A 21,945-nucleotide genomic window follows, 5' to 3' on the forward strand; every position below is an offset into this window, starting at 1 on the left:
AGGACTATCACGTTGACCCGTTCAGCGGCATCGGACAGCCTGACAGAGCCCTGGGACAGGACTCTGTCCAGCCGCCTGCTGCCCGCTCGGAGACGCCTATGTCCACCTTCCTGTGGATCGCGACTGGAGTGCTCGCCGCGATGATGCTGATCGCCGGACTGACGAAGTCACTCCAGACCAAGGAGAAACTCTACCAATCCGGGCTTACCTACGTCGAGGACCTTCCGGCGCGGTTCGTGCGCGTCCTCGGCGTGGCCGAAGTGCTCAGCGCGATCGGGCTGGTGCTGCCGGGCTTGGTGGGGGTGGCGCCCGTTCTGGTCCCCATCACGGCGCTGTGCGTGGGCGTGACGATGGTCGGTGCTGTGGTGGTGCATGCGCGCCGGAGCGAGTGGGACAAGGTGCTCATGCCGATCGGCCTGCTGGTGCTGGCCGCGCTCGTGGCGTGGGGCCGGTTCGGCTCCTGGCCGCTCTGACGGACACTGCCGACAGCGGAGGCCGGTCGCGGCAGCACTCACCCCTGATCGGCGCGCTCCTGCTGCTGGCGCGGCCGGAGGATCGCGCCGCTGATCGCCATCGACGCTGGCCAGGCCACCATCGTCAGCGCGAACGCGATCGGCCACGCGATGAGGAACTGCTTGGGCCAGCCGGCCAGCCACTGCATCGATGGTCCCGCGAAGATCAGGCTCATGATGGCCGACATCGTGGCCGCCATGATGAAGGTCATGATCACCTGGGTGACGAGGGCGCGCTTCTTGTTCATCGCCAGTTCCTTGTCCCGGACGACGGCGCCATCGGCTCTCGCTGTGGCGCCACCATCCGCTACGTCGAGGGGTTGGGCGCCTCGGGTTCGCGCTGGCGGCGCGACTTCATCTCAGCAGTACCGAGGGCTGGAATAACCACACCAGCCTGAATCTTTTAGGCGCGTTCAGTCTATCGGCGACCAGGGGTTCGGGCTCGGGCCTCGCTGGTGTGGTCATGCACACGATCCGCCCGCTTGCCCTGCAACCGTGGGGCCCGGCCAGTAACCGTGGGGCCCGGTGCCGGGTACGCGCAGGTCCGGTGCGGTGCGGTGCAGGGCCGGTGCGGTGCAGGGCCGGTGCGGTGCATACTCTGGCCAGTCAGAGCTCAGTGGCCGTCTCAGCCAGGAACTGGCGCACGATCCCGCCGTACTCCCGGGGGCGCTCCACCGGGGCGAAGTGTCCGGCGCCCTCGATCACCTCGAGCTGCCCACGGTGGGCTGCAGCGGCGGCGTCCCGGGGATGACGCAGCGGCACCGCGGCATCGTTCTCGCCGTGCACGAACAGCACCGGTTGGCGCAGTTCGGGGATCCTGCTGCTGAAGTTGACCCGGTGGTGCCGTGGTGCGGTCTCGAACCGGTTCCAGTCGCAGAACATGTGCCCGCCGTGCTCCCGTTTGGTGAGCAGTTCCTCAGCCGCGAGATCGGCCAGCGCGTCGATATCCTCCTGCGGGACGTAGTCGGCGAAGGCCACCTTGGTGCGCACCCAGTTCCGCATGGACTGTGCGGTCATGGTTCGCCCGATCAGCCAGGAGAACGGCCGGCGCAGGGAGAGCCAGGCGAGCTCATGGGTCTGGACCCGATTCTGCAGACCGCCAGTTGAGGTCAGCACGAGTCGCTGCACCCGCTCGGGGTGGCGCAGCGTGTAGCCCAGTGCGGTGGCCGAACCGAGGGAGAGCCCGATCAACGTGGCACGCTCGAGCTGCCAGTGGTCGAGCATCCTGGCCAGCATCTGCTCCTGACCGCGCTGATCGGCCCGCTCCCGCCAGGGCCAGCTCTGCCCGTGCTTGGGCTGGTCCGGGACGTACACGCGGTGGTCCGCGGCGAGCTCAGGTGCGAGCCATCGCCACATCCAGTCGCCGTTGTCGATACCGCCGCCGTGCAACAGCACGACGGCGGGACCGGACTCTCCCAGGACGCGGTAGTTGATCCTGCCCTCGGGCAGGTCGGCGCTCTGGTGGGTGATCATGAGGGGTCCTTCTCGATGGTGGGCCGGGCTGGGTGCTCTGCCGCTGCCTGGAGTACTTCGGTGAAGAACTCCAGGATCGCTGCCCCGAGCACGTCCGGACGGTCGTAGGAGACGATGTGGCCGGCGTCGGGGATGGTGAGTATCCGGGAGTCTGGGGTGGCGGCGTGCGCGGCGGCGATCGCGGCCGGATCGATCGCCCCGTTGCTGCGTCCGCCGGCCACCCATAGCGTGGGAACGGTCAGCCGGTGCAGCTCCGGGATGCTGTGGTAGCGCATCCGGAACGGGCCGAACCAGTCGATCTGCCAGTCGTCGAGAGCCTTCTCACCGTGCCGGTCCTTCGCCCGCGCCTCCTCCATTGCCCGGGTGATGATCCGGTCGAAACCCGGTGTGGCGGCGCCGTTGGTCAGGTGGCTGTCCATGCTGGAGCGCTGGTAGCCCTCCGTGCGGGCCAGCAACCAGGTGCACAGCCGCAGGAATCCGGGGACCCGCTGGGCAACCCAGATCGGGAACTGGTACGGCCGCGTCGCCTCCAACCCGCCAGGTTCGATCGCCACCAGGGCGCTGACCCGGTCCGGATGCGCGAGGGCGAAACGGTGCGCTACCCCGCCACCCATGGACAGGCCGACGAGCGCTGCCCGGTCCAGACCGAGCTGATCGAGAAGCTCGGCCATGAAGCGGGTGTAGAAGGCATCGCCGAGCATGCCCGTCCAGGGACGGCTGCCGCCGTGGCGAGGCATGTCGATCGCGTAGACCTGATAGTCCGGGGCGAGCTGACCGGCGATGTCGTGCCAGACGCCATGGGCCGTGTCCAGCATGGCGCCGTGCAGCAGCAGTACCGGCGGTCCGGCATCCCCGGCGCGGTAGAGGCGGACCGGCCCGCCGAGGACGGTCAGGTCGACGGAGGTGTCGAATGGGGTCATCGGGACTCCTCCGCAGGATCGGTCTGGAGCTGGTCGAGCTGGGTCTCGAGGCGTTCGATCAGCGCGAGCTGCGCGCGTCTCGCCGCGCCGGCATCGGGGGTGGTGTCGGCGTTCTGGATGGTGTCGGCGTCGGGGGCGGGGGTGGTGTCGGGGGCGGCCGGCCGCCGGGGCGCCAGGCCACGATCGACGAGCGCGGAGAACAGCCCCACCGTGCTGTGCAGTTCCGCATCGGTGATCGCGCCGAGCGTGCCGGGCGCGTGCAGCAGACCGATGGTGAACACACTGAGCATCCGCACCGCGGCCGGCAGCTCGACGTCCGAGGCGATCAGCCCCGCGTCCTGCAGCTGCCTCAGGTAGTCACCGAGCCAGTCGAAGCGCTGCCGATATCGGTCATCATCCACAGCGCGCACATGATCGCCGAGCGCACCTTCGTCACCCAGGTAGAAGGCCCGCATCAGCGGGTCGGCCAGCAACGCCTCCACACCGAACCGGTAGATCGCCGACAGTCCGACGGTCTCCTCCGCCTCGAGCACCCGGCGGCGCACCTCCGCGCCTAGCGAGCGCATCCCACAGTTGACCAAGGCGTCGAGGATCGCCGCCTTGGTGCTGAACTCCAGGTACACGGCACCCTTGCCGATCCCGGCCCGCTCGGCGATGTCGGACACGGTCGTCGCCGGCCACCCCTGCTCGAGCGCAAGCTCTCGCGCGGCGACCAGCAGGTGCTCCCGACGCTGCGGGATCCGGGGTCGCGGCATAACCTTCCCTCCGTAGTGACTCATTTCTAGTTTCGAGTCACTACCGTACCTCCTCATCGCCGGACCGACTGACCACATCCTCCGCTCGGTCACAGCGGAACCACAGGCTGCTCAATGCCTCCAATGCCCGCCATTACGAGCTCGAGGCGGTTACTGAAGGGGACCAGCGCCTCGATCTCGTCCAGATCGGCGCCGACCAGGGTCTGCTCGCCCACCCCGTCACGCACACCGGCCTGAAGCTGGCTCCCGCGGAGCGCTATGACGTGATCATCGACTTTGCGGCCGTGCCGGTCGGAACTCTGGTGCGCCTACGCAACCGGATTGGCGCCGGTGTCACCCGCGACGTGATGGCGTTCCGCGTCGCGCGCGCCGCTGTGGACGACAGCCACATCCCGGACGCTCTCGCCGACGACATCCCTCAACTCCATCGCGCCGAGGCCACCACAGTGCGAGAGTTCTCGTTCGGCGCCGGTCAGATGATGCACGGTCGCGGCTGGGTCATTGGCGGGAAGGCCTTCGACCCCGCGCGGACCGACGTCAGCACCTCCCTCGGCGCCGTCGAAGTGTGGCGGTTCGTCGCCGACGTCCATCACCCGATCCATCTCCACCTGGTCGGATTCCAGGTGCTGTCCCGCGGCGGGGGTCCCCGTTGCTCCAGGACGCAGGGCTGAAGGACGTCATCTCGTTGCGACCCGGCGAATGGGTCGAGATCCTCGCCCGCTTCGACGGCTATCGCGGCCGCTACCTCTTCCACTGCCACAACGCTGAGCACGAGGACATGGGGATGATGGCCAACCTAGAGATCACCTGACCCCCGCACGACGCGGCGGTCAGCGGGGCCGCCGACGACCAGGACGGACGGGCTGCCACAGCTGACCATGTCAGCCGGTGAATGCGACCTACCGAGGGGCTGCGTCCGGGAGCCGGAGCCACGGCGTGAGGCCATGCCCAGATGGGCAGTTTCCCTCGACGAACGAAAACGACGCTCGTGACGACACTCATGCGCAGCCGGGAAACCCGCGCCGCGCCTGGCACCGTCCCGAGCAACGCGGTCACAACCAGCTACCTGCTTCGACGACGACCAAGACCGGCTCTGCGGGCCCCCTCGACGCTGTCCCAGATCGCCACCACGATCAGGAACGCGGCGATCGAGCCAATCGGCATCGACCACGTGACCTTCTCGTCAAAGGCGTCGGCGAGCTGTTGCGGCACGTTGTCCATCAGGAGGCCGCCCCCGATCAGAGGAACCACGGTGACGACGGCTCCGATGCCGTTCGCGACGATATTCACGACCGCCAGACGAGGGCTCCAGCGACCGAGGCGCCACACCAGTAGGACGAGAACGACATCGAGTGCGAGCACCGCGACGATGAACACTCGCCACAGCAATCCCACGTCGGGATCGAGAACCTGGATCTGGAATCTGTCATCGGCAACTCCGGTGAACTGCCACACCGCAACGACGATCAGCACGAGATAGAAGAGCGCTGAAGCGATAGTGCCCGCGGTTCCACCCTTCCTGCCCGCGCTGCGCCGGGAGTCCTCACCCCCGTTTCGGACCGGCTCGTCAGCGCTGTCTCGAGCACTCGATCGGGTCGCACGCCCGATCATCGGAGGACCCCGAGTGCGGCCCCGATGCCGGCGGCAGCCGCCAGCGAACCCATCACCAGCACGACTGCTGCGACGACCGTCAGCACCAGCGACGTCGTCGTCCATGGCATCACCGGCAGCGATCGCACAACAAGAAGACCGAGCGGCAGCAGTAGCAGAGCGCCGCTAAGGGTCCCCGGCATCAGACTCCAGGACACGACGCTCAGCACGACATGGCTTCCGGCATTGATCATCAGCGCATAAGCGACGCTGACCAGGACCCCCTCGCTCCATCGGGCGCGGGTCGCCACCGCGATCAGGGCGATGACCAACACCGCCGCAGTCACGATCGCCAGAGCGATGGCGAACTGCGCCTGGTCCCCATGCAGGGAGCGTCCCGGCAGCCAGGGATGGTCAGCCATCCAGCCAGTCAGGCCGAACAGCCATTCCTCGGCGTTGTGCAGCGCCAAGCCGCTGACCATCAGCGCCCACAGCAGGCCTAACCGCCGCGGTGTCACCGCTCGGGGATTCGCCTCGGCGGACTTCAACATCTTGGTCATCTCACCTCTCTCTTACATTCGTAAGACGTGCTTCTCGTACGAGTGTAAGGTAGGAGCATGGAGCGATCAAGAGATGGAAAGCGTCGGATCGCCGAGGCGGTGTGGCGAACCGTGGCGCGCGACGGTGTGGCAGGAGTGAGCGTCCGGGCCGTCGCAGCCGAGGCCGGCGTCACGGGCGGCACGGTCCAGTACCACTTCCCCACCCATGCCCAGATGCTGCACTTTGCCATGGAGCTCCTCGCCGAGCAGTTCACCCAGCGGCTGGTGAACATGCCACGCTCCGGGCCGGTGCTGGAGTGGACGCGCGCCATCCTGCTCGAACTCCTTCCCCTTAGCGACGAGCGCCACCGCGAGTTCCAGGTCTGGCTGGCATTCACCACCCACGCGCACACGGATCCCGGACTGACAGCGCTCAAGCAACGCTTCGCCACCCAGCTCCGCGAGCTCTACCAACGGCTCATCCACGCGCGTCACGCTTCGAGCGGCCGCACCAATGTCCCCTCGAGTCCTGCACCCGACACCGCAGACGATCAGGACGCCGCAGTGCTCCAAGCGGTCATCGATGGGCTCGCGCTGCAGCTGGCAGACATGACGCCGAGCGAAGCGGGCGCGATGGGACCGTCGCTCCTCGATCACTTTCTGGAGATCGCGGCGGCTAGCGCCGACCTCCACCCACATCACTCGGATCGGGGATGAATTCGTGCGGCGATCACGCTGGCACTCCGCATGTCCCGACACGTTGAACCAGGACTCCACGACGTTCCGGCGATAGCCGGCTCCTGCCACGCCGAGCAACCAGGAGCTCTCTTCGGCCGAACGGGGATGCTGACCGACGCGTTCATCATTGCCGTTCCGTTACGTGCTAGCATCGTAATGTGACGAAAACTTCCCGGCTGATGTCTGGCCGACCGCAGGATGCGCGCAAGCGCGCGGCGATGTTGGCCGCAACGCTCGATATCCTCCGGACCAAGGGGTACGAGGCGCTGACTCTGTCCGACGTGGCTCGGGGCGCGGTGACCACCACGCCGGCGCTCTACCGCCGGTGGACCAGCAAGGTCGAGCTCGTCGCAGAGGCACTCGGAAGCCTGCAGCCAGCACCGCGGGTCGCGCCGAGCGGCAGCGTGCGGGCAGATCTTCACACGCTCGCGGATGCCCTGACCGCCTCCGACGCACGCACGGATGCCCCACTCGTACTGGGTGTGCTTGCCGCGGTGCACCGGGAACCGGCCCTTCGGAAGGCATTCGATACGCATTACCTTGCGCCCCGGATCGCGTCGATCCGGGCAGTGCTCGCGGCCGCCGTCGACCGGGGAGAGCTAGCGCCAGGGGCTGCCTCGGACGACATCGCGCTGCTGTTCTCCGCCATCACCCTGCAGGACTATCTCGTCCTGGGTCGTCCCCCGGACAAGGCTCGCGGCCGCCGTGTCATGGATGAGGTCGTCCTCCCCCTCGCCCGACAAGCCAAGCACGTGACGGAGTAGCCATGACGTCCCTGCCTTCGGAGACCGGCAGCGCCGCTGCCGTAGTCGTCATCATCGGGGGCACCACCGGGCTCGGTGCGGCGCTCGCTGCATCGTTGACCAGGCGCGGTGCCGCTGTCGTACTCACCGGACGGGGCCCGAGGAAAGCGCAGGAGGTCGCGCAGAGGCTGCCGGGCGAGGAGACGCTGGGACTGGCCTGTGACATACGAAGTCCTGGCAGTGCTCAGGCCGTGTGGGACGCGGCCATCGAACGATTCGGCCGGGTCGACCACTGGATCGTCAATGCCGGCATCGGACTGCCGATGCACAGCCTGGATCGGGTGGATCCTGGCGAACTCGCTGCTGTTCTGGACACGAATCTCACCGGCAGCCTGATGAGCGCGCAATGCGCGCTGGCCGGGATGCTGCGCCAAGGGTCCGGTCGGGTGTGGCTCACCGAGGGTCTCGGCAGTAGTCGACGACCGGCCGTTCCCGGTTCGATTGCCTACAGCGCCAGCAAAGCTGGTCTGACGCGGGCAATTGAGCTCCTCACGGCCGAATACCGGTCATCCCCGGTGGGCATCGGGGCCATCCGGCCGGCCATCATGGCGACCGGCCTCACCTCAGCTGGTCCCGCTGCCCCGCCCGGCCCGGCCGGATACCTCTCCCGGCTCATCACGGCGTCCCCGGAGGACGTGGCAGAAGCATTCGCTCCGCAGATCCTCTCCGCCAGCGGACCGTTCGTCCGTGTCAACTGGGCAGCCCCGGCCAAGGTGGCGGGCCGGATCGCCCGAGACCTCCGTCCCGGTACGTTGTTCGGCGCCCAGTAAGCGATAGACGGTCATCGGCCAGTCGGTCAGGTGCCGGACGTCAGCGCCCGACGTATCTCTCCGGCCGTACCTGGCACAGCCAGGCAGCATCGGCCCGGCGCTGATCGCCCTGGCTCGTGCCCCTCCCCCAGGTCGCACCTTCTGGCCGCCCTACTGCGGCAGCCAGATCCACCCCTCGCGGGAGGCAAGGTCCCGAAGCGCGTCAGGAGGCGGCACGCATCTCATCAGATCGACTTCGCGAGCAATCACCGCAGCAAGCACGGCATCCAGCGCGTTGTCATCGGCGGCGCACCGGTCCTGGTGCCCATTCCAGTCCAACCAGGTGAACTGCTGCGAGAGCCGAGCCACGAGATCGGCACGTGGTGCGGCGTTCTTCTTTCCTTTGTAGCCCCGGTAGGGAAGCGACCAGCATCGAAGCGCTGCCGCCGGATAGACCTCGCAGATGACTCCGGAGCCATCTCGTGACGGGGACAGGCCGAATTCACGCAAGCGCGCCTCGATCCCCGCCCAGCGCATCGCCGGGTGAGCGATCCGATCGGTGGAGACGCTCAACGGAGTCAATCCGATGCGTCGATAGACCTCGCGGTCGGTGGCGCGCATCGCCAACCCTCGCCGCCACTGGGGACCGGTCGTCCCGGGAGCAGGCAGCGTGCCAGCGGCGTGGGCCCTCAGAAGGTCGACAAACGGCTCCGGCCACCCCAGTGGGACATCGACTCCGGCGCGCGTAGCAGTCCGGATCGCTTCGATGATGGTCTCGTCCTCAGCACCGACCTCGACGCGCTCGAGGACGCACCGGCCCTCGCCGCGCATCACCGCGAATCCGGTGCGTACTGGATCAGCGGCGAGATCAACTCCGACGAACGTCACGCCGTCAGCCTAGGCAGCCACGCTCCAGCTTCAGCCGGCCGACTCCCGAATCCTGGCGGCGGTCGCGTGATAGACGGCGTCGGGAACGGCGCCGACCGCCCGCATCTGTTCCAGAGCGGCCAGCTGCTGCTCGGGTGGCAGCGTGGAGTCGATAGTGACCGTCATCTGCGCGGAGTCCTCGGACGTGGGGCGCTGGGCCGGAGCCTGCTGGGCGCGCTGGGCGTACGCCCGGCGAGCTGTCTCGGTCGCCTCAGCGAACGCCTTCACATCCTGCGGGTCGAAGCCCAGGCATCCGATGCGGTAATTATTCGTCCCGTCACTGCCACTGACCAGGATGCCGTCGTCGCCCTCATGGCTGAAGATCTCAACCTTCTGCATCCCCCAGAAGGGCAGTTCAGCCCCCTGCACCTTCATCTCCTTGTCCCGAACTCGCTGATATGCGCCCCACCGGATGCTCAGCCCGTCGTCGAAGAGCACTCCGGCGTAGAAGGTGGCCTCGGACAGCTTGAAGCCGTGCAGCACTCGCCGGGGGGTGGCACCTGGTGGCACGGCTTCGAGGTGGAGCGTGACCTGTTCCTTCGAAGGAACGTCAGCCGACTGCGCCAGCACCTCCAGCAGCTCAGGAGTCATCTGCGGAAAGTCGGTGTACTTGGCTCGGATCTTGGCTGCGCGGCGTTCACGTGCCTTGGCGCCGCGACCGTAGAACATGTCGGAAATCCCCATGGACCTGACGGTAACCGACCGTGGCATGCCGGGCAGATTCACGCGCACGACCGGCAGTCGATCACCGTGACCGGGAAAAGACCGGTGTCACACCCAGGACAATCATCCTCCAGGCGGCTATACGGTGTGGGGAAGTTCACGCGTCGAGCCAGGCTCAACGGGTGCTGTTCCACCACACCCACGAAAGGTGCGTAGTGTTCAGTCCTCTCCGGCGCGCAGTGGCGCTGGCAGCTGCAGTCATCGTGATCGCGGTGGTCATCTGGGTGGACGTGATGACGCCCGTCTGGCAGAACCTGGTGATCATCGCCGGACTCGTCGCGGGTGCGGTCACGTTTCTGCTCACCACGCTCTTCATCGACCGGTTCCTCCAGCGCGCCGCACGGCGCCGGTGGGCGCCGGTGACCCGGCTGGCACTCACCGAGATGCTTCATCAGCTCGCTGCGGACGACGGCGGGGACGCTCAACGCCGAGCCGAACCACACCGTCTTCCCATTCCCGCCGGCACCGGCGGGCCGCAGGCCTTGCTGGCGGGGACCGCGGAGTTGCGCACGGCCGTGCGGTCCGAACGCAGTCGGCTATCCACAGCGCTGGTGACCTGGTGGGCCCTCTTGTCCTCGATTCCAGACACCGAGGAGATCATCCGGCATACGGCGGACGTCGCGCTCCTGTTCGACGGTGTGCGCGACGCCTCGTTAGCACTGGACCAGGCGGTGACCAGCGGAGCGAAGGCCAACGAGACCGAAGCCGCTGAGCGGTCACTGCGCTCGCAGATCATGGCCTGCAACCACTCCATCGCCGGCATCGTTGAGGAGATCTCCGCCCGGCTGGCGCAGGACCAGACCGAGCTGAGCGGGAAAGCGGAGCAGACCCTCGCAGCCATGCACCGGCGGGTCGCGCACGAATAGGGGCTGCCGACCGGCCGCTCACGCTGCGTGCCCGCCCCGTGTGAACCACACCTCACTTGCGCCACACCGACCGTTGGGATACTCGTCCTCATGAAGCGGCGGAGGAGGCATGGTTGGCTGCCCGTCATACTGAACGCCCTCGGCCAGCCGGAGACGAGCACGGCCGTCGGCGAGCTGGTGGACGCGTTTGAGCTCCCGCCGGTGGAGATCTGGGAGAAGACCGCGGGTGCTCCCGTTCGCCAGGTGCGCCGGCTCCTGTTCGACTCGGGTGGTGAGATCGTCCTGCACAACGACGCAGTGGCCGCCGTTCTCCTGCATCTCCTCCCGACCGGGAATGCCACACGCGGCGTGCATCTCGCCCACTGGATCGCCGGAAGCCGCAACGACGCATCTCTCGACGATCTCGCGAAAGCTCTCCGGAGCCCCGCCCGCACCGCCCCAGAAGCCATGCCCTACTTCTCCGTGGACGGCGGATACCTGCAACCGACGTTCAAGCCAGGCCACCCCTGGCGGAAGAAGGGTGGCCTGCTGCGAGTCACCATCACCCCCACGAATCCGGGAAGAACGGCCCTGCCCAAGGACGATGACTGCCCCACTTGCAGACGTCTGCTCGTCCGAAATGACGATTTTCGGGGCGGCGTCGATGTCGACGCCACCATTCGCGAGCTCACGTCCAACCAGGCAGTCGGTCTGCTCACCGAGGACGCGACCCGGGTCAGGCTCGCCGACCTGCGTCCGCTCTACGACTCAGGGCTGATGGAACGCGTGGAGAGTCAGCTCACCTGCAAGAGCTGCAAACGGATCATCTGCTTCACCCTGGCCCGAGACTCCGCCCCGACGTTCGACTACTACACCTGGAGTGCCGCGGTCATGCGACCGCGAGATCCGATCCCGCCCGTCGAGCAGTGGGGCGACGCCGCCCGAATCGTCCAAGCGGAGGATGAGCTGCACTACGTCGACCACGCGCGCAGCGGCTGGTTCCTGCTCAGTCGGCGCGCCGACCTCTACCTGGACGCCCGCTACTCCTACAGCGGCATTATCGACGACTCCGTCTTGATCCGGCTCGACGAGTCCGAGTGCGAGGCCTACCGCACGGGCGGGCGCGACTACCTCTCGGACCTCGCCATGCGCATGCACAACAGCAGCCCCTTTCAGGAGAAGTCGCCCTACTACGCGCGGGATCTGTACCGCGGACCGGACGGAACGAGATACCGGCGCGAGGTGAGCGCCGCCGTCGCCGACCACACCTGGATGGCCGAACGGCGCCGAAATGCCGCGGATCGACAGCGCTGACCTCGGAGCGCGACGACAGATGAGCAGTCCGGCCCAACCGGTCACGGACGGAGCAAACGGGCCTGCACCAGTCCGCTAACCCGTTGCGATAGCCTCAGCCGGGCCCACCGCCGGGGCCCATCCAGACACCGTGAACCGAACGAGCGATCTGTCGGCGGCGCACACCTGACGTGGGAGAAACAATGACCGCACTGACCGGGGAGATCCTCCCCTACCTCGACGCCATCGGGACCACAGACGGGTCGGAGGCGATGATTGCCGCGATGAAGCTTGTCGGCACGAAGTTCACCATCGACGAGTACACGTCGGCGGGGATGCACGAGAAGTACCTGGTGTTCGGTAAAGGCGGCGTCGATTTTCTCGTGATCGACGACATCCTCGACACGATCTTCTTCCGCCTCGTGGCCACCGAGAACGGCGCACCGTACGCCCGGCCGGAGGCCCTCATCGACGGCCTGCATCACGGGATGTCTCGAGGCGCAGTTGTCGAGATCCTGGGCGAGCCACTTCGCAACGAACCGCACTATCTGCTGTACGCCATCGAGGCGAAATTTCTGAACGTGCAGGTTCGAGACAACAAGGTGGAGGACTTCTCCATCCACCGCGTAGATGTCGCCGCTGGATTCGAGGATTCACCCGATGTTCCGGTCGCCACCCCTCTCACCGGCGAGATCTCCCTCTTCATCGACGCAGCAGGCACCGCATTCGACGGCACGGTCATGAGCGACCTCATCGATGCCGTTGGACCCGGTTTCGACTCGCACAACATCGACGACGACCAAGGAACAGGCCTATTCCTGGTCTTCAGAGACGGCGGCGTCGACGTGCAGTATCGCAACGGGATCCTCACCGGAGTGCTCATCCACATCACGGGCGACGAACGCGTCCCCTATCCGCGCCCGCACACACTCGTCAACGGACTCACGTTGCCTGCGACCCGAAACGAGGTCACCACCGCGCTCGGTACCCCGCAGCAATCACTCGCTGACATCGACCTGTTTCACGAACGTGGCCGACACATCCTGTTCGACTACTCAGGCGACAATCTCCAGACGATCAGCATCGTCCACGTGCCCAAGCACGCGTAGCGAGTTCGCGCTACAGCGCCGACAAGCTACGAGGACGAGCGCGTCCGATGTCGGGGCACTGCCGAGTGCTGATCGTCCGGGTGCCGCGGAGTCCGGTGGGTCCGCGCGCTACAAACCGGAACAGTGACGCGGCCGCACGGTCACAGTCGTGCCGGTCTCCCGCGGCCCGTCGGCCGCAACCGGACCCAGCGGACGGACATCGCCGCCGTGGGCGGTGACCATAGCCTCCACGCTCATCGATCCCTGCTTGACCCTGACGCGACGTCAGCGTTTCAGATGGTCGCATGGTACGGATCATCGTCTTCTATCTGGCTTCCTTTGGCACATCGCTGCTGGGCAATTCAATCACCGCGATCGCGCTCCCGCTGCTGGTCCTGTTCACCACGGGCAGTCCGCTGGGGGCGGGGGCCGTCGCTGTCGCGGCGGCGGTGCCCTCGGCTGTCGCCGGACTGCTGATGGGCTCGCTCATCGATCGGATCAACCGCCGCACCGCCGCGATCCTCTCCGACGTGATCTCGGCTGCAGCGCTGCTGATCCTGCCGTTGATCGATCTCACCGTCGGACTCAATCTGGGATGGTTCATCGCGGTGGCGGTGCTGAACTCCTTCGGCGACGTTCCCGGCATCACTGCCCGGGAGGCCATGGTCCCGGCGATCGCTCGGGCCGCTGGGATGGATCCCTCGCGGCTGATCGGCCTGCGGGAGTCCATCGCAGGGGTGTCGCTGCTGGTCGGACCCGCCATCGCCGGAATCCTCGTGGCCTCCCTGGAGCCGGTGACCGTGATGTGGGTGACCTCCGGCATCGCAGCATCGGCGGCCCTGCTGACCCTCGCCATCCCCTCCCGTGCCTCGAGACTGCCGCGTGCACAGCAGGGAAGTTCTGGGGCCGAGGCGCCCGGATCCATCTTCGAGGGCCTGGTGATCATCACTCGCACACCGTTGCTGCGCGTCGTCGTCCTGCTGGGGCTGGCGCTGGCAGTCGTGCTCGCCGCCACCCAGGGCATGGTGATCCCGGTGCACTTCGCATTCCAGGATGAGGCCGGGGCCGTCGGATTCGTTCTCAGTGCGTTGGCCGCGGGCCTCCTCGTCGGCGGTGCGCTCTTCGCCGGATTCGGGGCCAGGATCCCGCGCCGGGGGTGGTTCATCACCGGAGTCATCGTCGTCGCGGTGGGCTTCGTCGTCCTCGGTATTCTGGGGCCTATGTGGTCGATCTTCGCCGGGGCTGCGATCGTCGGCGTCGGCGGTGGTTGCATGAATGCCGTCGTCGGGTTGACCTTCGTCGAGAACGTCGCAGATGCCCAGCGCGGGAAGGTGCTGGGTGCCCAGAACGCCGTCATGACTCTTGTCCCGGCGGCGGGCATCGGGGTGGCTGCTCTGCTCATCGAGATCGGCACCCTGCATCTGGCCACGACCACCCTCGCGCTCCTGTGGATCGGCGCGGCGGCCCTGGCCCTGCTGAGTCCCAGCATCCGCCGACTCGGGCAGATGTCACCCTGATGCGCATCTCAGCGCTGGCGGAGCTCGCCGGGGTGACGGTCCGAACCATCCGCTACTACCACCAGATGGGCGTGCTGCCGGAGCCTCCGCGTCGATCCAACGGGTACCGGGACTACACCGGGGATCATCTGGTGGCAGTGCTGAGGATCAGCCAGTTGACCGGCTCTGGCCTTTCGCTGGCGCAGGCCGGAGCCGTGGCCGCCGGCTCCGGTTCCTCCTCAACCGAGGAGGCGCTGGATGACGTGGACCGGGCCCTGGAAGCGAAGATCACGGCTCTGACCGCGCAACGCGAACGATTGGCCCGCGCTCGCGCCGGACACCACGTCGGACTCTCGGGAGCGGCAGCCGCGCTCAGCCTGACACGCGCCGACATCCCGGTCGCGATCGTGATCGCCCACCTCTACCGGGATCATCCGCAGACCGAAGTTCTCGCCGACGCGCTCCGTGACCCGCAGACGCGGTCGGCCTTGGCGTCCTTGCAGGAGCGCTTCGACGCCATCGACGGGACCACCACCGACGGCGAGCTCGGTGAGCTCATGGCGCAGGCGCAGTCGCTGGTCGCCGAGGTCGCCGACGGAATGCCGCCGCTGGCCGAGAAGCAGTTGCAGGTCATCCTCGACCTGGCCGAGAAGGGTCTGAACGACCGGCAGAAGGACTTCGTGCGCACGGGGATAAGGCCACCGTTCTAGGCCAAGCCTCGTGCTCGCGCGGCCTCGCGGCCTCGGCGCAGAGCACCGCCGCGACGTGTCAGGTGATCGCCAGGTTCTCGTAGGCGGCCGAGACTTTGCACCATCGCGAGACCAGATCGAGATGCCGCTCCACGACGTCGCAACCCCAGTGGCACCGGAACTCAGGCAGAGGCGCGTCAGTCATGCCTCATTTTGACGGCGGCCAGTCGGAGCGAGATCAGTTCGGCAGTGACGTTGCCTCGCAGCGCTTCGGCGAGTGGCGGGAGATGGGCCTCAACGAGGCCGCGCACGATGTCAGCGTCGACTCCGAAGCACTGGTGGACGAAGACATTGCGGAAGCCCCGGATCTGCGGCCAGGCTATCCCCGAACTACACGCCCTTCGCGGTCATGGCCTCACACAGTCCACGGGTTCAGAACCCGAACACCTGTCTCCGCAAAGTCCTTTTCGTTGCGCGTGGCGCACATCGCACCATGTGCTCGACAGATCGCCGCGATCTGCGCATCAGGGGTACTGATCGGCAGCCCCGCTTGTTCTCGAGCGAACAGAACTTCTGCATACTCTTCAGCAGCCTCATCATCGAACACGAGAAGCGAACGCGTGTTGCGGTAGGGATCGATCGCGGCACCGAGCGCCGCCTCCAAATCGCTCTTACGCCGACCATCCGGCAGCCATCGCACACCCGCGAGCAATTCGGCGAGTGTGATCGTCGTGATCGCAACGTCGTCAGTGAGGGACTCGAGCCACTCGATCACACCAGGATCAGGCGTCGGCCGGAATGCCTCCGAGATGACGTTCGTATCGAGAACGATCATCCGAAATCTACCGAACGCGCGGCGTCCGACCGTTCCGGAATCCGCAGTTCCTCAGCGCCACCGGCCTCGCGGGCGACACGCATGAGCGCGATGCCGATGTGCGGCCTCAACGATGCACGCATCAAGATGTCGCGCACCTCTGCTTCCATAGAGCGGCCATGTTCCTTTGCCTGCGCAGCCAGACGGTCTTTCACAGACTCATCAAGACCGCGGACGATGATCGACGACATCAGAACCACCTCCTGGAGTGATAGCACCAATGCTATCACTCCGCTTCGCGTTCGCAAGTGCGGCGAGGATCGGCTCGAGGTCAGGCATTAACCTCTTGAGCCCAGGTGGGCATGGCTCGGTCTGCGACCGGCGCACATGCGGGCTGGAGGCCGTCACCGAACGCTCGTCCGGCGAGACAGTTCCGCTGCACGACACGAGACGCGGCGGGGCCCAGGATGCCGCTCTGCCAACGTGCCGGAAACCTTGACCCGGACGCTCCACTCCCCCGGCGAGTCCTGCTCACGAAAAGTCTGGGGCGTGATCATGCGCCCACTGTTGATAGGGACGCGCCGCGGCACCCGTGATCTGGTCAAGCGTGAGGTAGGTACCGTCTTCTGGCGCGGTGGTCTCGTGAGGTTCGTCCGCGACGCCCTCGACGCCATCGTAGCTCTCGAAGCCGAACAGGAAGTCAGCATTCGCCGCCGCGAAGCCCCCTTGTTCCTGGTAGAAGGCACGCGCTTCGCGTGCAGTGACCTCGTCGAGAGTAATGGTCTCTCCGACAGCACTTGCGATCGCCGCGATCTGTTCGCGTTTTGTGAGGCTGTCAGGGCCGATGATCGTATCGATCCGCCCACGACGGCGAGAGTCAAGCAGATTGGCCAGGACGACCTCTGCCACGTCATCCTCATGGACGGGATGGCCGACTTGATCAGGGAAGGGTTCGACGACTCGCCGGCTTCTGCTGATCGACGGGCCCCAAATAAGAAGCGAGTTCGTCGCGAACTCGCCGGGACGGACGATGCTCCACTGCAGCCCCGAGCCTTGCACAGCCTCCTCCGCGGTCGCGTTGTACGTGGTGTCGTAGCCGGCTGTCACCGCTGCCGAGGAGATCAGGACGACGTGCTCGATTCCTTGGCTGCGTGCGAGCGCCAGCACGTCGTCGATGGTTTCCGGCACTGCGATCAACACCAGCTGTGAGACGCCATCAAACGCGTCCCTGAGCGAGGAAGGGGAGTTCAAGTCTCCGTAGGCGACCTCTGCGCCCGGGGGGAGCGATGCGCGTTCGGGGCGGCGAGAAGTTCCGCGCGCGGAGCGCCCAGCTTTGAGGAGTCCTGAAACGACGCGACGACCGATGGCACCCGTCGCGCCGGTGACCACCGTGAGTTGCCGCGAAGCCCTATGAGACATCATAGTCTCATTATAAGCCATCGTAGTATCCTCATTCAATGCACCTATCGCCGCAGCGCGCCCGCACCCGACAAGCGATCCTGGATGCGGCAGCCGCGCGCTGGACTCACGACCCCACTGCCAGCCTGAGCCACGTGGCCTCCGCTGCAGGAGTAGGTCGCGCCACCATTCACCGCTACTTCCCCGATCGCTCGGCCCTTCAATCAGCGCTTGTCACCGACTCCTGGACAACCCTCCTCGGGACAGTCCGAGAAGCCCAACCATCCATGGGCTCAGCAATCGAGGTGATCCAACGGATCGTCACTGCGATGGTGTACGAAGGCGACCGAGTGAGATACCTGTTCACGGCCACCGAGGGCTCCCCCTCGGACGAGGACGCCGGAATCGCCCAGACGGTGGACGAATTGATCCTCGATGAGATAAAACGGGGCCAACATGAAGGGACCCTTGATCCAGCCGTCCCGCCGAGGTGGATCGAATTGATGATCTGGAGCACTGTTTACACAGGCCTGCAAGCCGCATCGGACGAACTCGTGCCCCGACACGGCGTAGAGGCACTGATACACCGCACCCTCAGGCGCATGATCACCATCGATTCCCAGGGTTCCCCTGGGCACCCCTAAGAGCATCTCGACGGTATAGATCAATTCACTACGTGCGATCGGGGTTAGACGTTGAACCGGAACTCAGGCAGAGGCGCGTCAGTCATGCCTCATTTTGACGCCTGACCTGTGCTTTTGGTCCATCAAGCAGGCACGGTGCTACACATCACGAGGAGTCCTCGTCGCAATCCAGGGCTCCTGTCACGACGTCAGGAGGAGTCCGATGGCGTACCCGCACCAAGGTGGTCCGCGGCGTCGTGAACCAGACGTTGCAGTGTCTGCACGGTGCCGAGAGTCCGCTCGCGTCGGTCCATCCAGTCGACCCGGATCCTCCCGAGGTATTCGTCTCTGGCCAGGCTCAGCAGTTCGGCCTCCGCCTTGACCAGACGAGGGCGAACCCGCTCAGCGGCTTCGTGCTTCGGAAGTATCTGTCCCGATTCGGCCGTGACGACCATCCGTGCCAGGGTCAGCAGGACATTGCGTTCGTCACCGACCAAGCCGTTGGGCATGTCGGGGAGAAGCGCGAGCTGAGCCCGCTGGAGCAGAGTCGGAGGGACGCGAGGAACGACGTCCTGCAGTGCCTCTCCGTGCAGCACCCGGTGAGAACCCAGCGCCGTGAACAGGAGGATCACCACATCCGGATCATGTTCCGGGTCGGATGCGAGGCCGTCGACGAGTTCGCCGCGCATCCATTCTCCGTATTGGAAATCGGGACGCGGATTCTCCGTCAACGGGTGCACGTCGTCCACGACTAAGCTGGTCACTTCCAGCGGTCGACGGCCGGCGACCTCGGGAAACCGGCTCTCGTTCCCACTCCACCCCGAGACGCCGAGCAGTAGAGCGACCAACGAGGCCCGCTCCGCTGCGGTCAGAGTTCTGCGGGTGAGGACGAGCAGGTCGATATCGCTGTCCGGGCACAGTCCGGTCGTAGCACCCGATCCGTAGAGGTAGACGCCGACCAGCCCGCCGGGGTCCTCTTTGCGCAGATGATCAAGAACCGGACGGATCTGATCGTCTACCGCCGCGATGGAGCTGCCGCTCACGCCACCTCCAGCGGCGTGATCGCGGCGATCTGCTCCCCGGCGCGGTCCTCTGCGCGATCCAGGTCGTAATGGCTCTGCAGGTTGATCCAGAACTCTGCCGACGTGCCGAAGTACTTCGCGAGCCGCAGGGCGGTATCAGCCGTGATCCCCCGCTTGCCATGCACGATCTCGTTGACCCTCCGCGGCGGCACGCGAATCGACACGGCGAGCTTGTTCTGCGTGATCCCGAACCCCTCGATGAAGTCCTCCATGAGCACCTCACCGGGGTGAATCGGATCGATCCTGTCAGTGGTAGTCAACGATCTCCACCTCCTCCGGTCCGGCCGCGGTCCACACGAAGCAGATCCGCCACTGGTCGTTGATCCTGATGCTGTGCTGTCCGGCCCGGTCGCCCTTCAGCGCTTCGAGCCGGTTTCCTGGTGGAACGCGAAGGTCCTCCAGAGACTCGGCGGATCCCACCTGACGCAGCTTGCGCAGCGCGACCCGATGGATCCGAGGATCGATCGAACGCGCGCGTTCACGACGCCACAGACGCTCGGTGTCCTTGCTTCCGAACGATCTGATCACGGGACCAGCGTATAACGGAAAGCGTCAATAACGCTAGACGTTAAACCTGAACTCCACCACGTTCCGGCACATACCATCCTCTGGGCCAAGGCAAAGCGGGCACACACAGCGGGAACTGTCGGCAGAGGGGCCGCCCCTCCTCGGAGAGTCCGAGGAGGGGCGCGCCGCGATCAGTCGACCACCGAGCGAACGATCTCCGCAATGCGCTTCTCTGTGTGCGCGTCCACCGTCTCGAAGTACCAGGCAGCCGGCATCAGCGTCCCGTCGACGCCTCCCGCTGGCCGCAAGTCGGCCTTCTCGGTGAGCGCGAGGTTCAATCGCTCGTCGTTGCGCAGCGTCACGAGTGCGGGCGTGCTCGCCGACATCGCATAGGCAGGCATTCCGTACCAGATCCGCGGCTTGAGAGCGGGGGCAGCGGCCACGATGATGTCGTGCACACGTCGCACGACCGACTGCCGCGGTTCCTCCATGCTCGAGATCTTGTCGATGACTTGGGTCAGGTTCTTCTCGTCCTTCGACGACATGTCATGTCCTTTCGTCGGCCGATATCGCATCGGCGGGAATGAAGTTGGCGCATCGTGCGCCGCACCCCATCCGGACATGTCCTGAGCGACTCAGGTCTCTCCGCGATGATTCACGTGACCTCACGTGGAAGCGCAGTCGGTGGCGTACCACCAATGTCAGGCTACCTGCCGCCGAGTCAGCGAGTCCAGCCCGATGCGTGACGCGCACGGGTCGCGATCACCGAGTCAGACCAGATCGTCATGAGTCAGGCCATCGTGCACGACGACACAGATCGTCGCGCTCCGACGATGACAACCGCCCGCCCCAAGCTTCGTCTCACCTGCGGATCGCTCAACGGCGGCAGTCTCAACCGGTCAGACGTTGAACCGGAACTCGACCACGTCGCCGTCCGCCATGACGTAGTCCTTGCCCTCGATCCGCACGCGGCCGCGCGCCTTGGCCTCGGCCATCGAGCCAGCGTCCATGAGGTCGTCGAAGGAGACCACCTCGGCCTTGATGAAGCCGCGCTCGAAGTCTGTGTGGATCACACCAGCGGCCTGCGGCGCCTTCCAGCCCTTGCCGATCGTCCACGCGCGCGACTCCTTCGGCCCCGCGGTCAGGTAGGTCTGCAGGCCGAGCGTGTCGAAGCCGACCCGGGCGAGCTGGTCCAGGCCGGACTCCGGCTGGCCCGACTCGGCAAGCATCTCCGCTGCCTCGTCAGCCTCCAGCTCCACCAGCTCGGCCTCGAACTTCGCGTCCAGGAAGATCGCCGACGCGGGGGCGACCAGCTCACGCAGCTCGGCTTGCATCGCCTCATCGGCCAGACCGTCGTCGTCGGTGTTGAAGACATAGATGAACGGCTTCGCGGTGAGCAGCTGGAACTCGGCGACAGTCTCCGGGTCCAGGCCTGCCGCAGCCCCGCCCGCCGAGATCGTCTGGCCCGCCTCGAGCAGCGCCATCGCACTCTTGGCCGTCTCCAGCACCTGCGGTTCGATCTTCTTGCCTCGCAGCTCCTTCTCCAGCCGCGGCAGCGCCTTCTCCAGAGTCTGCAGGTCGGCGAGGATGAGCTCAGTGTTGATCGTCTCGATGTCGTCGGCCGGGGAGACCTTGCCGTCGACGTGCACCACATCCGGGTCGGAGAACGCGCGGGTGACCTGGCAGATAGCCTCCGCCTCGCGAATGTTGGCGAGGAACTTGTTCCCCAGCCCCTCCCCCTCACTGGCGCCCTTGACGATGCCGGCGATGTCCACGAAGGACACCGTCGCCGGGATCTCCTTCTCGCTGCCGAACACTTCGGCGAGCTTGCCGAGCCGCTCATCGGGCAGCGGCACCACCCCCACGTTCGGCTCGATCGTGGCGAACGGATAGTTCGCCGCGAGCACGGTCGCGCGGGTCAGAGCGTTGAAGAGCGTCGACTTGCCCACGTTGGGCAAGCCAGCAATACCGATAGTCAGGGCCACGGGAGTCCAGTCTACGGGTCAGAAGCACAGGCCGACGCCGACCCCGCCGGTCCGCCCAGCACCGCCATCAACGCGGCAGCCGCAGCGCCATCGCCACCTGCACCACGTCACCTTCGCCGATCTGCTCGGCCTGTTGGACCGCAGCCTTCACCGGCAGCAGGTACCGGCCGTCCTTCGGGAACAGCGCCGTGGTGAACCGGGTGTCCCCGATCACTGCCTCGACCGCCACCTGCCCCCAGTACTCCAACCCCCGGGCGGCGGACTTCACGTCGGCAGACAGCTCCGGGTCCAGGTCGACGAACAGGAACGGTGCCGGGCCGCGCCACTCGATGATCTCGCCGTCGAACTCCCAGTCCATCCGACCCACTCTAGAGGTGGGTCGTCAGGTGAGGAGTG

30 protein-coding genes and 1 pseudogene are annotated in these 21,945 nt (G+C 66.3%); 11 read left to right on the plus strand and 20 right to left on the minus strand.

Features of this window, described 5'->3' with window-relative positions:
- The first annotated feature begins 98 nt into the window (after positions 1 to 98).
- Positions 99 to 473, plus strand: coding sequence for a DoxX family protein (locus FU260_RS16970; protein WP_147918122.1), 375 nt, complete (start codon positions 99 to 101; stop codon positions 471 to 473).
- A 38-nt stretch (positions 474 to 511) separates the two neighbouring features.
- On the opposite strand, the gene FU260_RS16975 is transcribed toward FU260_RS16970, so the two are convergent.
- The 5 genes from FU260_RS16975 to FU260_RS24420 all read right to left on the minus strand — a co-directional run bounded on the left by FU260_RS16975 (position 512) and on the right by FU260_RS24420 (position 3,875).
- Positions 512 to 760, minus strand: coding sequence for a DUF2798 domain-containing protein (locus FU260_RS16975; RefSeq protein WP_147918123.1), 249 nt, complete (start codon positions 758 to 760; stop codon positions 512 to 514).
- 358 nt (positions 761 to 1,118) lie between these two features.
- Positions 1,119 to 1,985: an alpha/beta fold hydrolase gene (locus FU260_RS16980; RefSeq protein WP_147918124.1), complete on the minus strand. Its 867-nt coding sequence runs from the start codon at positions 1,983 to 1,985 to the stop codon at positions 1,119 to 1,121.
- A complete protein-coding gene (locus tag FU260_RS16985; protein ID WP_147918125.1) occupies positions 1,982 to 2,905 on the minus strand; it encodes an alpha/beta fold hydrolase in 924 nt (307 codons plus the stop codon). Before FU260_RS16985 ends, FU260_RS16980 begins: the two co-directional genes overlap by 4 nt.
- Positions 2,902 to 3,660 (minus strand): TetR/AcrR family transcriptional regulator, encoded by a 759-nt coding sequence (locus FU260_RS16990; protein ID WP_147918126.1) that lies wholly within the window; start codon positions 3,658 to 3,660, stop codon positions 2,902 to 2,904. Before FU260_RS16990 ends, FU260_RS16985 begins: the two co-directional genes overlap by 4 nt.
- A gap of 89 nt (positions 3,661 to 3,749) precedes the next feature.
- A complete protein-coding gene (locus FU260_RS24420; RefSeq protein WP_268957788.1) occupies positions 3,750 to 3,875 on the minus strand; it encodes a hypothetical protein in 126 nt (41 codons plus the stop codon).
- Between the two features lie 264 nt (positions 3,876 to 4,139).
- On the opposite strand from FU260_RS24420, the pseudogene FU260_RS24220 reads away from it, so the two are divergent.
- Positions 4,140 to 4,471, plus strand: a pseudogene (locus FU260_RS24220) (multicopper oxidase domain-containing protein).
- A gap of 251 nt (positions 4,472 to 4,722) precedes the next feature.
- On the opposite strand, the gene FU260_RS17000 reads toward FU260_RS24220, so the two are convergent.
- Both FU260_RS17000 and FU260_RS17005 read right to left on the minus strand, forming a co-directional pair.
- Positions 4,723 to 5,133, minus strand: coding sequence for a hypothetical protein (locus tag FU260_RS17000; protein ID WP_147918127.1), 411 nt, complete (start codon positions 5,131 to 5,133; stop codon positions 4,723 to 4,725).
- Between the two features lie 134 nt (positions 5,134 to 5,267).
- A complete protein-coding gene (locus tag FU260_RS17005) occupies positions 5,268 to 5,810 on the minus strand; it encodes an HXXEE domain-containing protein (protein WP_147918128.1) in 543 nt (180 codons plus the stop codon).
- A gap of 57 nt (positions 5,811 to 5,867) precedes the next feature.
- On the opposite strand from FU260_RS17005, the gene FU260_RS17010 reads away from it, so the two are divergent.
- From FU260_RS17010 to FU260_RS17020, 3 genes are all read left to right on the plus strand, one after another.
- A complete protein-coding gene (locus tag FU260_RS17010; protein WP_147918129.1) occupies positions 5,868 to 6,506 on the plus strand; it encodes a TetR/AcrR family transcriptional regulator in 639 nt (212 codons plus the stop codon).
- Positions 6,507 to 6,685: 179 nt separating this feature from the next.
- Entirely contained in the window at positions 6,686 to 7,291 is a 606-nt protein-coding gene (locus FU260_RS17015; protein ID WP_147918130.1) for a TetR/AcrR family transcriptional regulator, read from the plus strand.
- 2 nt (positions 7,292 to 7,293) lie between these two features.
- On the plus strand, positions 7,294 to 8,100 hold the full coding sequence (locus FU260_RS17020; RefSeq protein WP_147918131.1) for an SDR family NAD(P)-dependent oxidoreductase: 807 nt from the start codon (positions 7,294 to 7,296) through the stop codon (positions 8,098 to 8,100).
- Positions 8,101 to 8,250: 150 nt separating this feature from the next.
- Here FU260_RS17020 and FU260_RS17025 read toward each other — a convergent pair whose 3' ends face one another.
- Together FU260_RS17025 and FU260_RS17030 are read right to left on the minus strand one after the other, a co-directional pair.
- A complete protein-coding gene (locus tag FU260_RS17025; RefSeq protein ID WP_168211825.1) occupies positions 8,251 to 8,967 on the minus strand; it encodes a DUF429 domain-containing protein in 717 nt (238 codons plus the stop codon).
- A gap of 30 nt (positions 8,968 to 8,997) precedes the next feature.
- Entirely contained in the window at positions 8,998 to 9,690 is a 693-nt protein-coding gene (locus FU260_RS17030) for a hypothetical protein (RefSeq protein WP_147918132.1), read from the minus strand.
- Positions 9,691 to 9,884: 194 nt separating this feature from the next.
- On the opposite strand from FU260_RS17030, the gene FU260_RS17035 reads away from it, so the two are divergent.
- The 5 genes from FU260_RS17035 (at position 9,885) to FU260_RS17055 (ending at position 15,161) form a co-directional block, all read left to right on the plus strand.
- Positions 9,885 to 10,595, plus strand: a complete 711-nt coding sequence (locus tag FU260_RS17035; protein WP_147918133.1) for a hypothetical protein — start codon at positions 9,885 to 9,887, stop codon at positions 10,593 to 10,595.
- Between the two features lie 90 nt (positions 10,596 to 10,685).
- Positions 10,686 to 11,888 (plus strand): hypothetical protein, encoded by a 1,203-nt coding sequence (locus tag FU260_RS17040; protein WP_147918134.1) that lies wholly within the window; start codon positions 10,686 to 10,688, stop codon positions 11,886 to 11,888.
- Positions 11,889 to 12,070: 182 nt separating this feature from the next.
- Entirely contained in the window at positions 12,071 to 12,976 is a 906-nt protein-coding gene (locus FU260_RS17045; RefSeq protein ID WP_147918135.1) for a hypothetical protein, read from the plus strand.
- Positions 12,977 to 13,260: 284 nt separating this feature from the next.
- Positions 13,261 to 14,472 (plus strand): MFS transporter, encoded by a 1,212-nt coding sequence (locus FU260_RS17050; RefSeq protein WP_147918136.1) that lies wholly within the window; start codon positions 13,261 to 13,263, stop codon positions 14,470 to 14,472.
- A complete protein-coding gene (locus FU260_RS17055; protein ID WP_147918137.1) occupies positions 14,472 to 15,161 on the plus strand; it encodes a MerR family transcriptional regulator in 690 nt (229 codons plus the stop codon). Before FU260_RS17050 ends, FU260_RS17055 begins: the two co-directional genes overlap by 1 nt.
- Positions 15,162 to 15,219: 58 nt before the next feature.
- On the opposite strand, the gene FU260_RS24425 is transcribed toward FU260_RS17055, so the two are convergent.
- From FU260_RS24425 to FU260_RS17075, 5 genes are all read right to left on the minus strand, one after another.
- Positions 15,220 to 15,345: a hypothetical protein gene (locus FU260_RS24425; RefSeq protein ID WP_268957787.1), complete on the minus strand. Its 126-nt coding sequence runs from the start codon at positions 15,343 to 15,345 to the stop codon at positions 15,220 to 15,222.
- On the minus strand, positions 15,338 to 15,523 hold the full coding sequence (locus FU260_RS24645) for a HepT-like ribonuclease domain-containing protein (RefSeq protein WP_147919578.1): 186 nt from the start codon (positions 15,521 to 15,523) through the stop codon (positions 15,338 to 15,340). Before FU260_RS24645 ends, FU260_RS24425 begins: the two co-directional genes overlap by 8 nt.
- A gap of 32 nt (positions 15,524 to 15,555) precedes the next feature.
- Positions 15,556 to 15,975 carry a type II toxin-antitoxin system VapC family toxin gene (locus tag FU260_RS17065; RefSeq protein ID WP_147918138.1) on the minus strand — a complete coding sequence of 140 codons (420 nt, stop codon included), beginning with the start codon at positions 15,973 to 15,975 and terminating at the stop codon, positions 15,556 to 15,558.
- Positions 15,972 to 16,205: a FitA-like ribbon-helix-helix domain-containing protein gene (locus tag FU260_RS17070; RefSeq protein ID WP_147918139.1), complete on the minus strand. Its 234-nt coding sequence runs from the start codon at positions 16,203 to 16,205 to the stop codon at positions 15,972 to 15,974. The genes FU260_RS17065 and FU260_RS17070 overlap by 4 nt, the downstream gene beginning before the upstream one ends.
- Positions 16,206 to 16,485: 280 nt before the next feature.
- Positions 16,486 to 17,394: an SDR family oxidoreductase gene (locus tag FU260_RS17075; RefSeq protein ID WP_342355241.1), complete on the minus strand. Its 909-nt coding sequence runs from the start codon at positions 17,392 to 17,394 to the stop codon at positions 16,486 to 16,488.
- 17 nt (positions 17,395 to 17,411) lie between these two features.
- Between FU260_RS17075 and FU260_RS17080 the strand changes: the two genes are divergently transcribed.
- Complete coding sequence (locus tag FU260_RS17080; RefSeq protein ID WP_147918141.1) at positions 17,412 to 17,996, plus strand: TetR/AcrR family transcriptional regulator; 585 nt, start codon at positions 17,412 to 17,414, stop codon at positions 17,994 to 17,996.
- A 188-nt stretch (positions 17,997 to 18,184) separates the two neighbouring features.
- Here FU260_RS17080 and FU260_RS17085 read toward each other — a convergent pair whose 3' ends face one another.
- From FU260_RS17085 to FU260_RS17110, 6 genes are all read right to left on the minus strand, one after another.
- Entirely contained in the window at positions 18,185 to 19,018 is an 834-nt protein-coding gene (locus FU260_RS17085; protein ID WP_147918142.1) for an aminoglycoside adenylyltransferase domain-containing protein, read from the minus strand.
- Positions 19,015 to 19,317: a HigA family addiction module antitoxin gene (locus FU260_RS17090; protein WP_147918143.1), complete on the minus strand. Its 303-nt coding sequence runs from the start codon at positions 19,315 to 19,317 to the stop codon at positions 19,015 to 19,017. The genes FU260_RS17085 and FU260_RS17090 overlap by 4 nt, the downstream gene beginning before the upstream one ends.
- Complete coding sequence (locus tag FU260_RS17095) at positions 19,304 to 19,585, minus strand: type II toxin-antitoxin system RelE/ParE family toxin (protein WP_147918144.1); 282 nt, start codon at positions 19,583 to 19,585, stop codon at positions 19,304 to 19,306. The genes FU260_RS17090 and FU260_RS17095 overlap by 14 nt, the downstream gene beginning before the upstream one ends.
- A gap of 170 nt (positions 19,586 to 19,755) precedes the next feature.
- Positions 19,756 to 20,109 (minus strand): DUF1801 domain-containing protein, encoded by a 354-nt coding sequence (locus FU260_RS17100; RefSeq protein WP_147918145.1) that lies wholly within the window; start codon positions 20,107 to 20,109, stop codon positions 19,756 to 19,758.
- A 354-nt stretch (positions 20,110 to 20,463) separates the two neighbouring features.
- The gene (ychF, locus tag FU260_RS17105) at positions 20,464 to 21,549 is read right to left on the minus strand and encodes a redox-regulated ATPase YchF (RefSeq protein WP_147918146.1); all 1,086 of its coding nucleotides are present in this window, start codon (positions 21,547 to 21,549) and stop codon (positions 20,464 to 20,466) included.
- 67 nt (positions 21,550 to 21,616) lie between these two features.
- Entirely contained in the window at positions 21,617 to 21,907 is a 291-nt protein-coding gene (locus FU260_RS17110; protein WP_147918147.1) for a DUF1905 domain-containing protein, read from the minus strand.
- Between the last annotated feature and the right edge of the window lie 38 nt (positions 21,908 to 21,945).

The organism is Ruania zhangjianzhongii (assembly GCF_008000995.1).
GTDB lineage: Bacteria > Actinomycetota > Actinomycetes > Actinomycetales > Beutenbergiaceae > Ruania > Ruania zhangjianzhongii.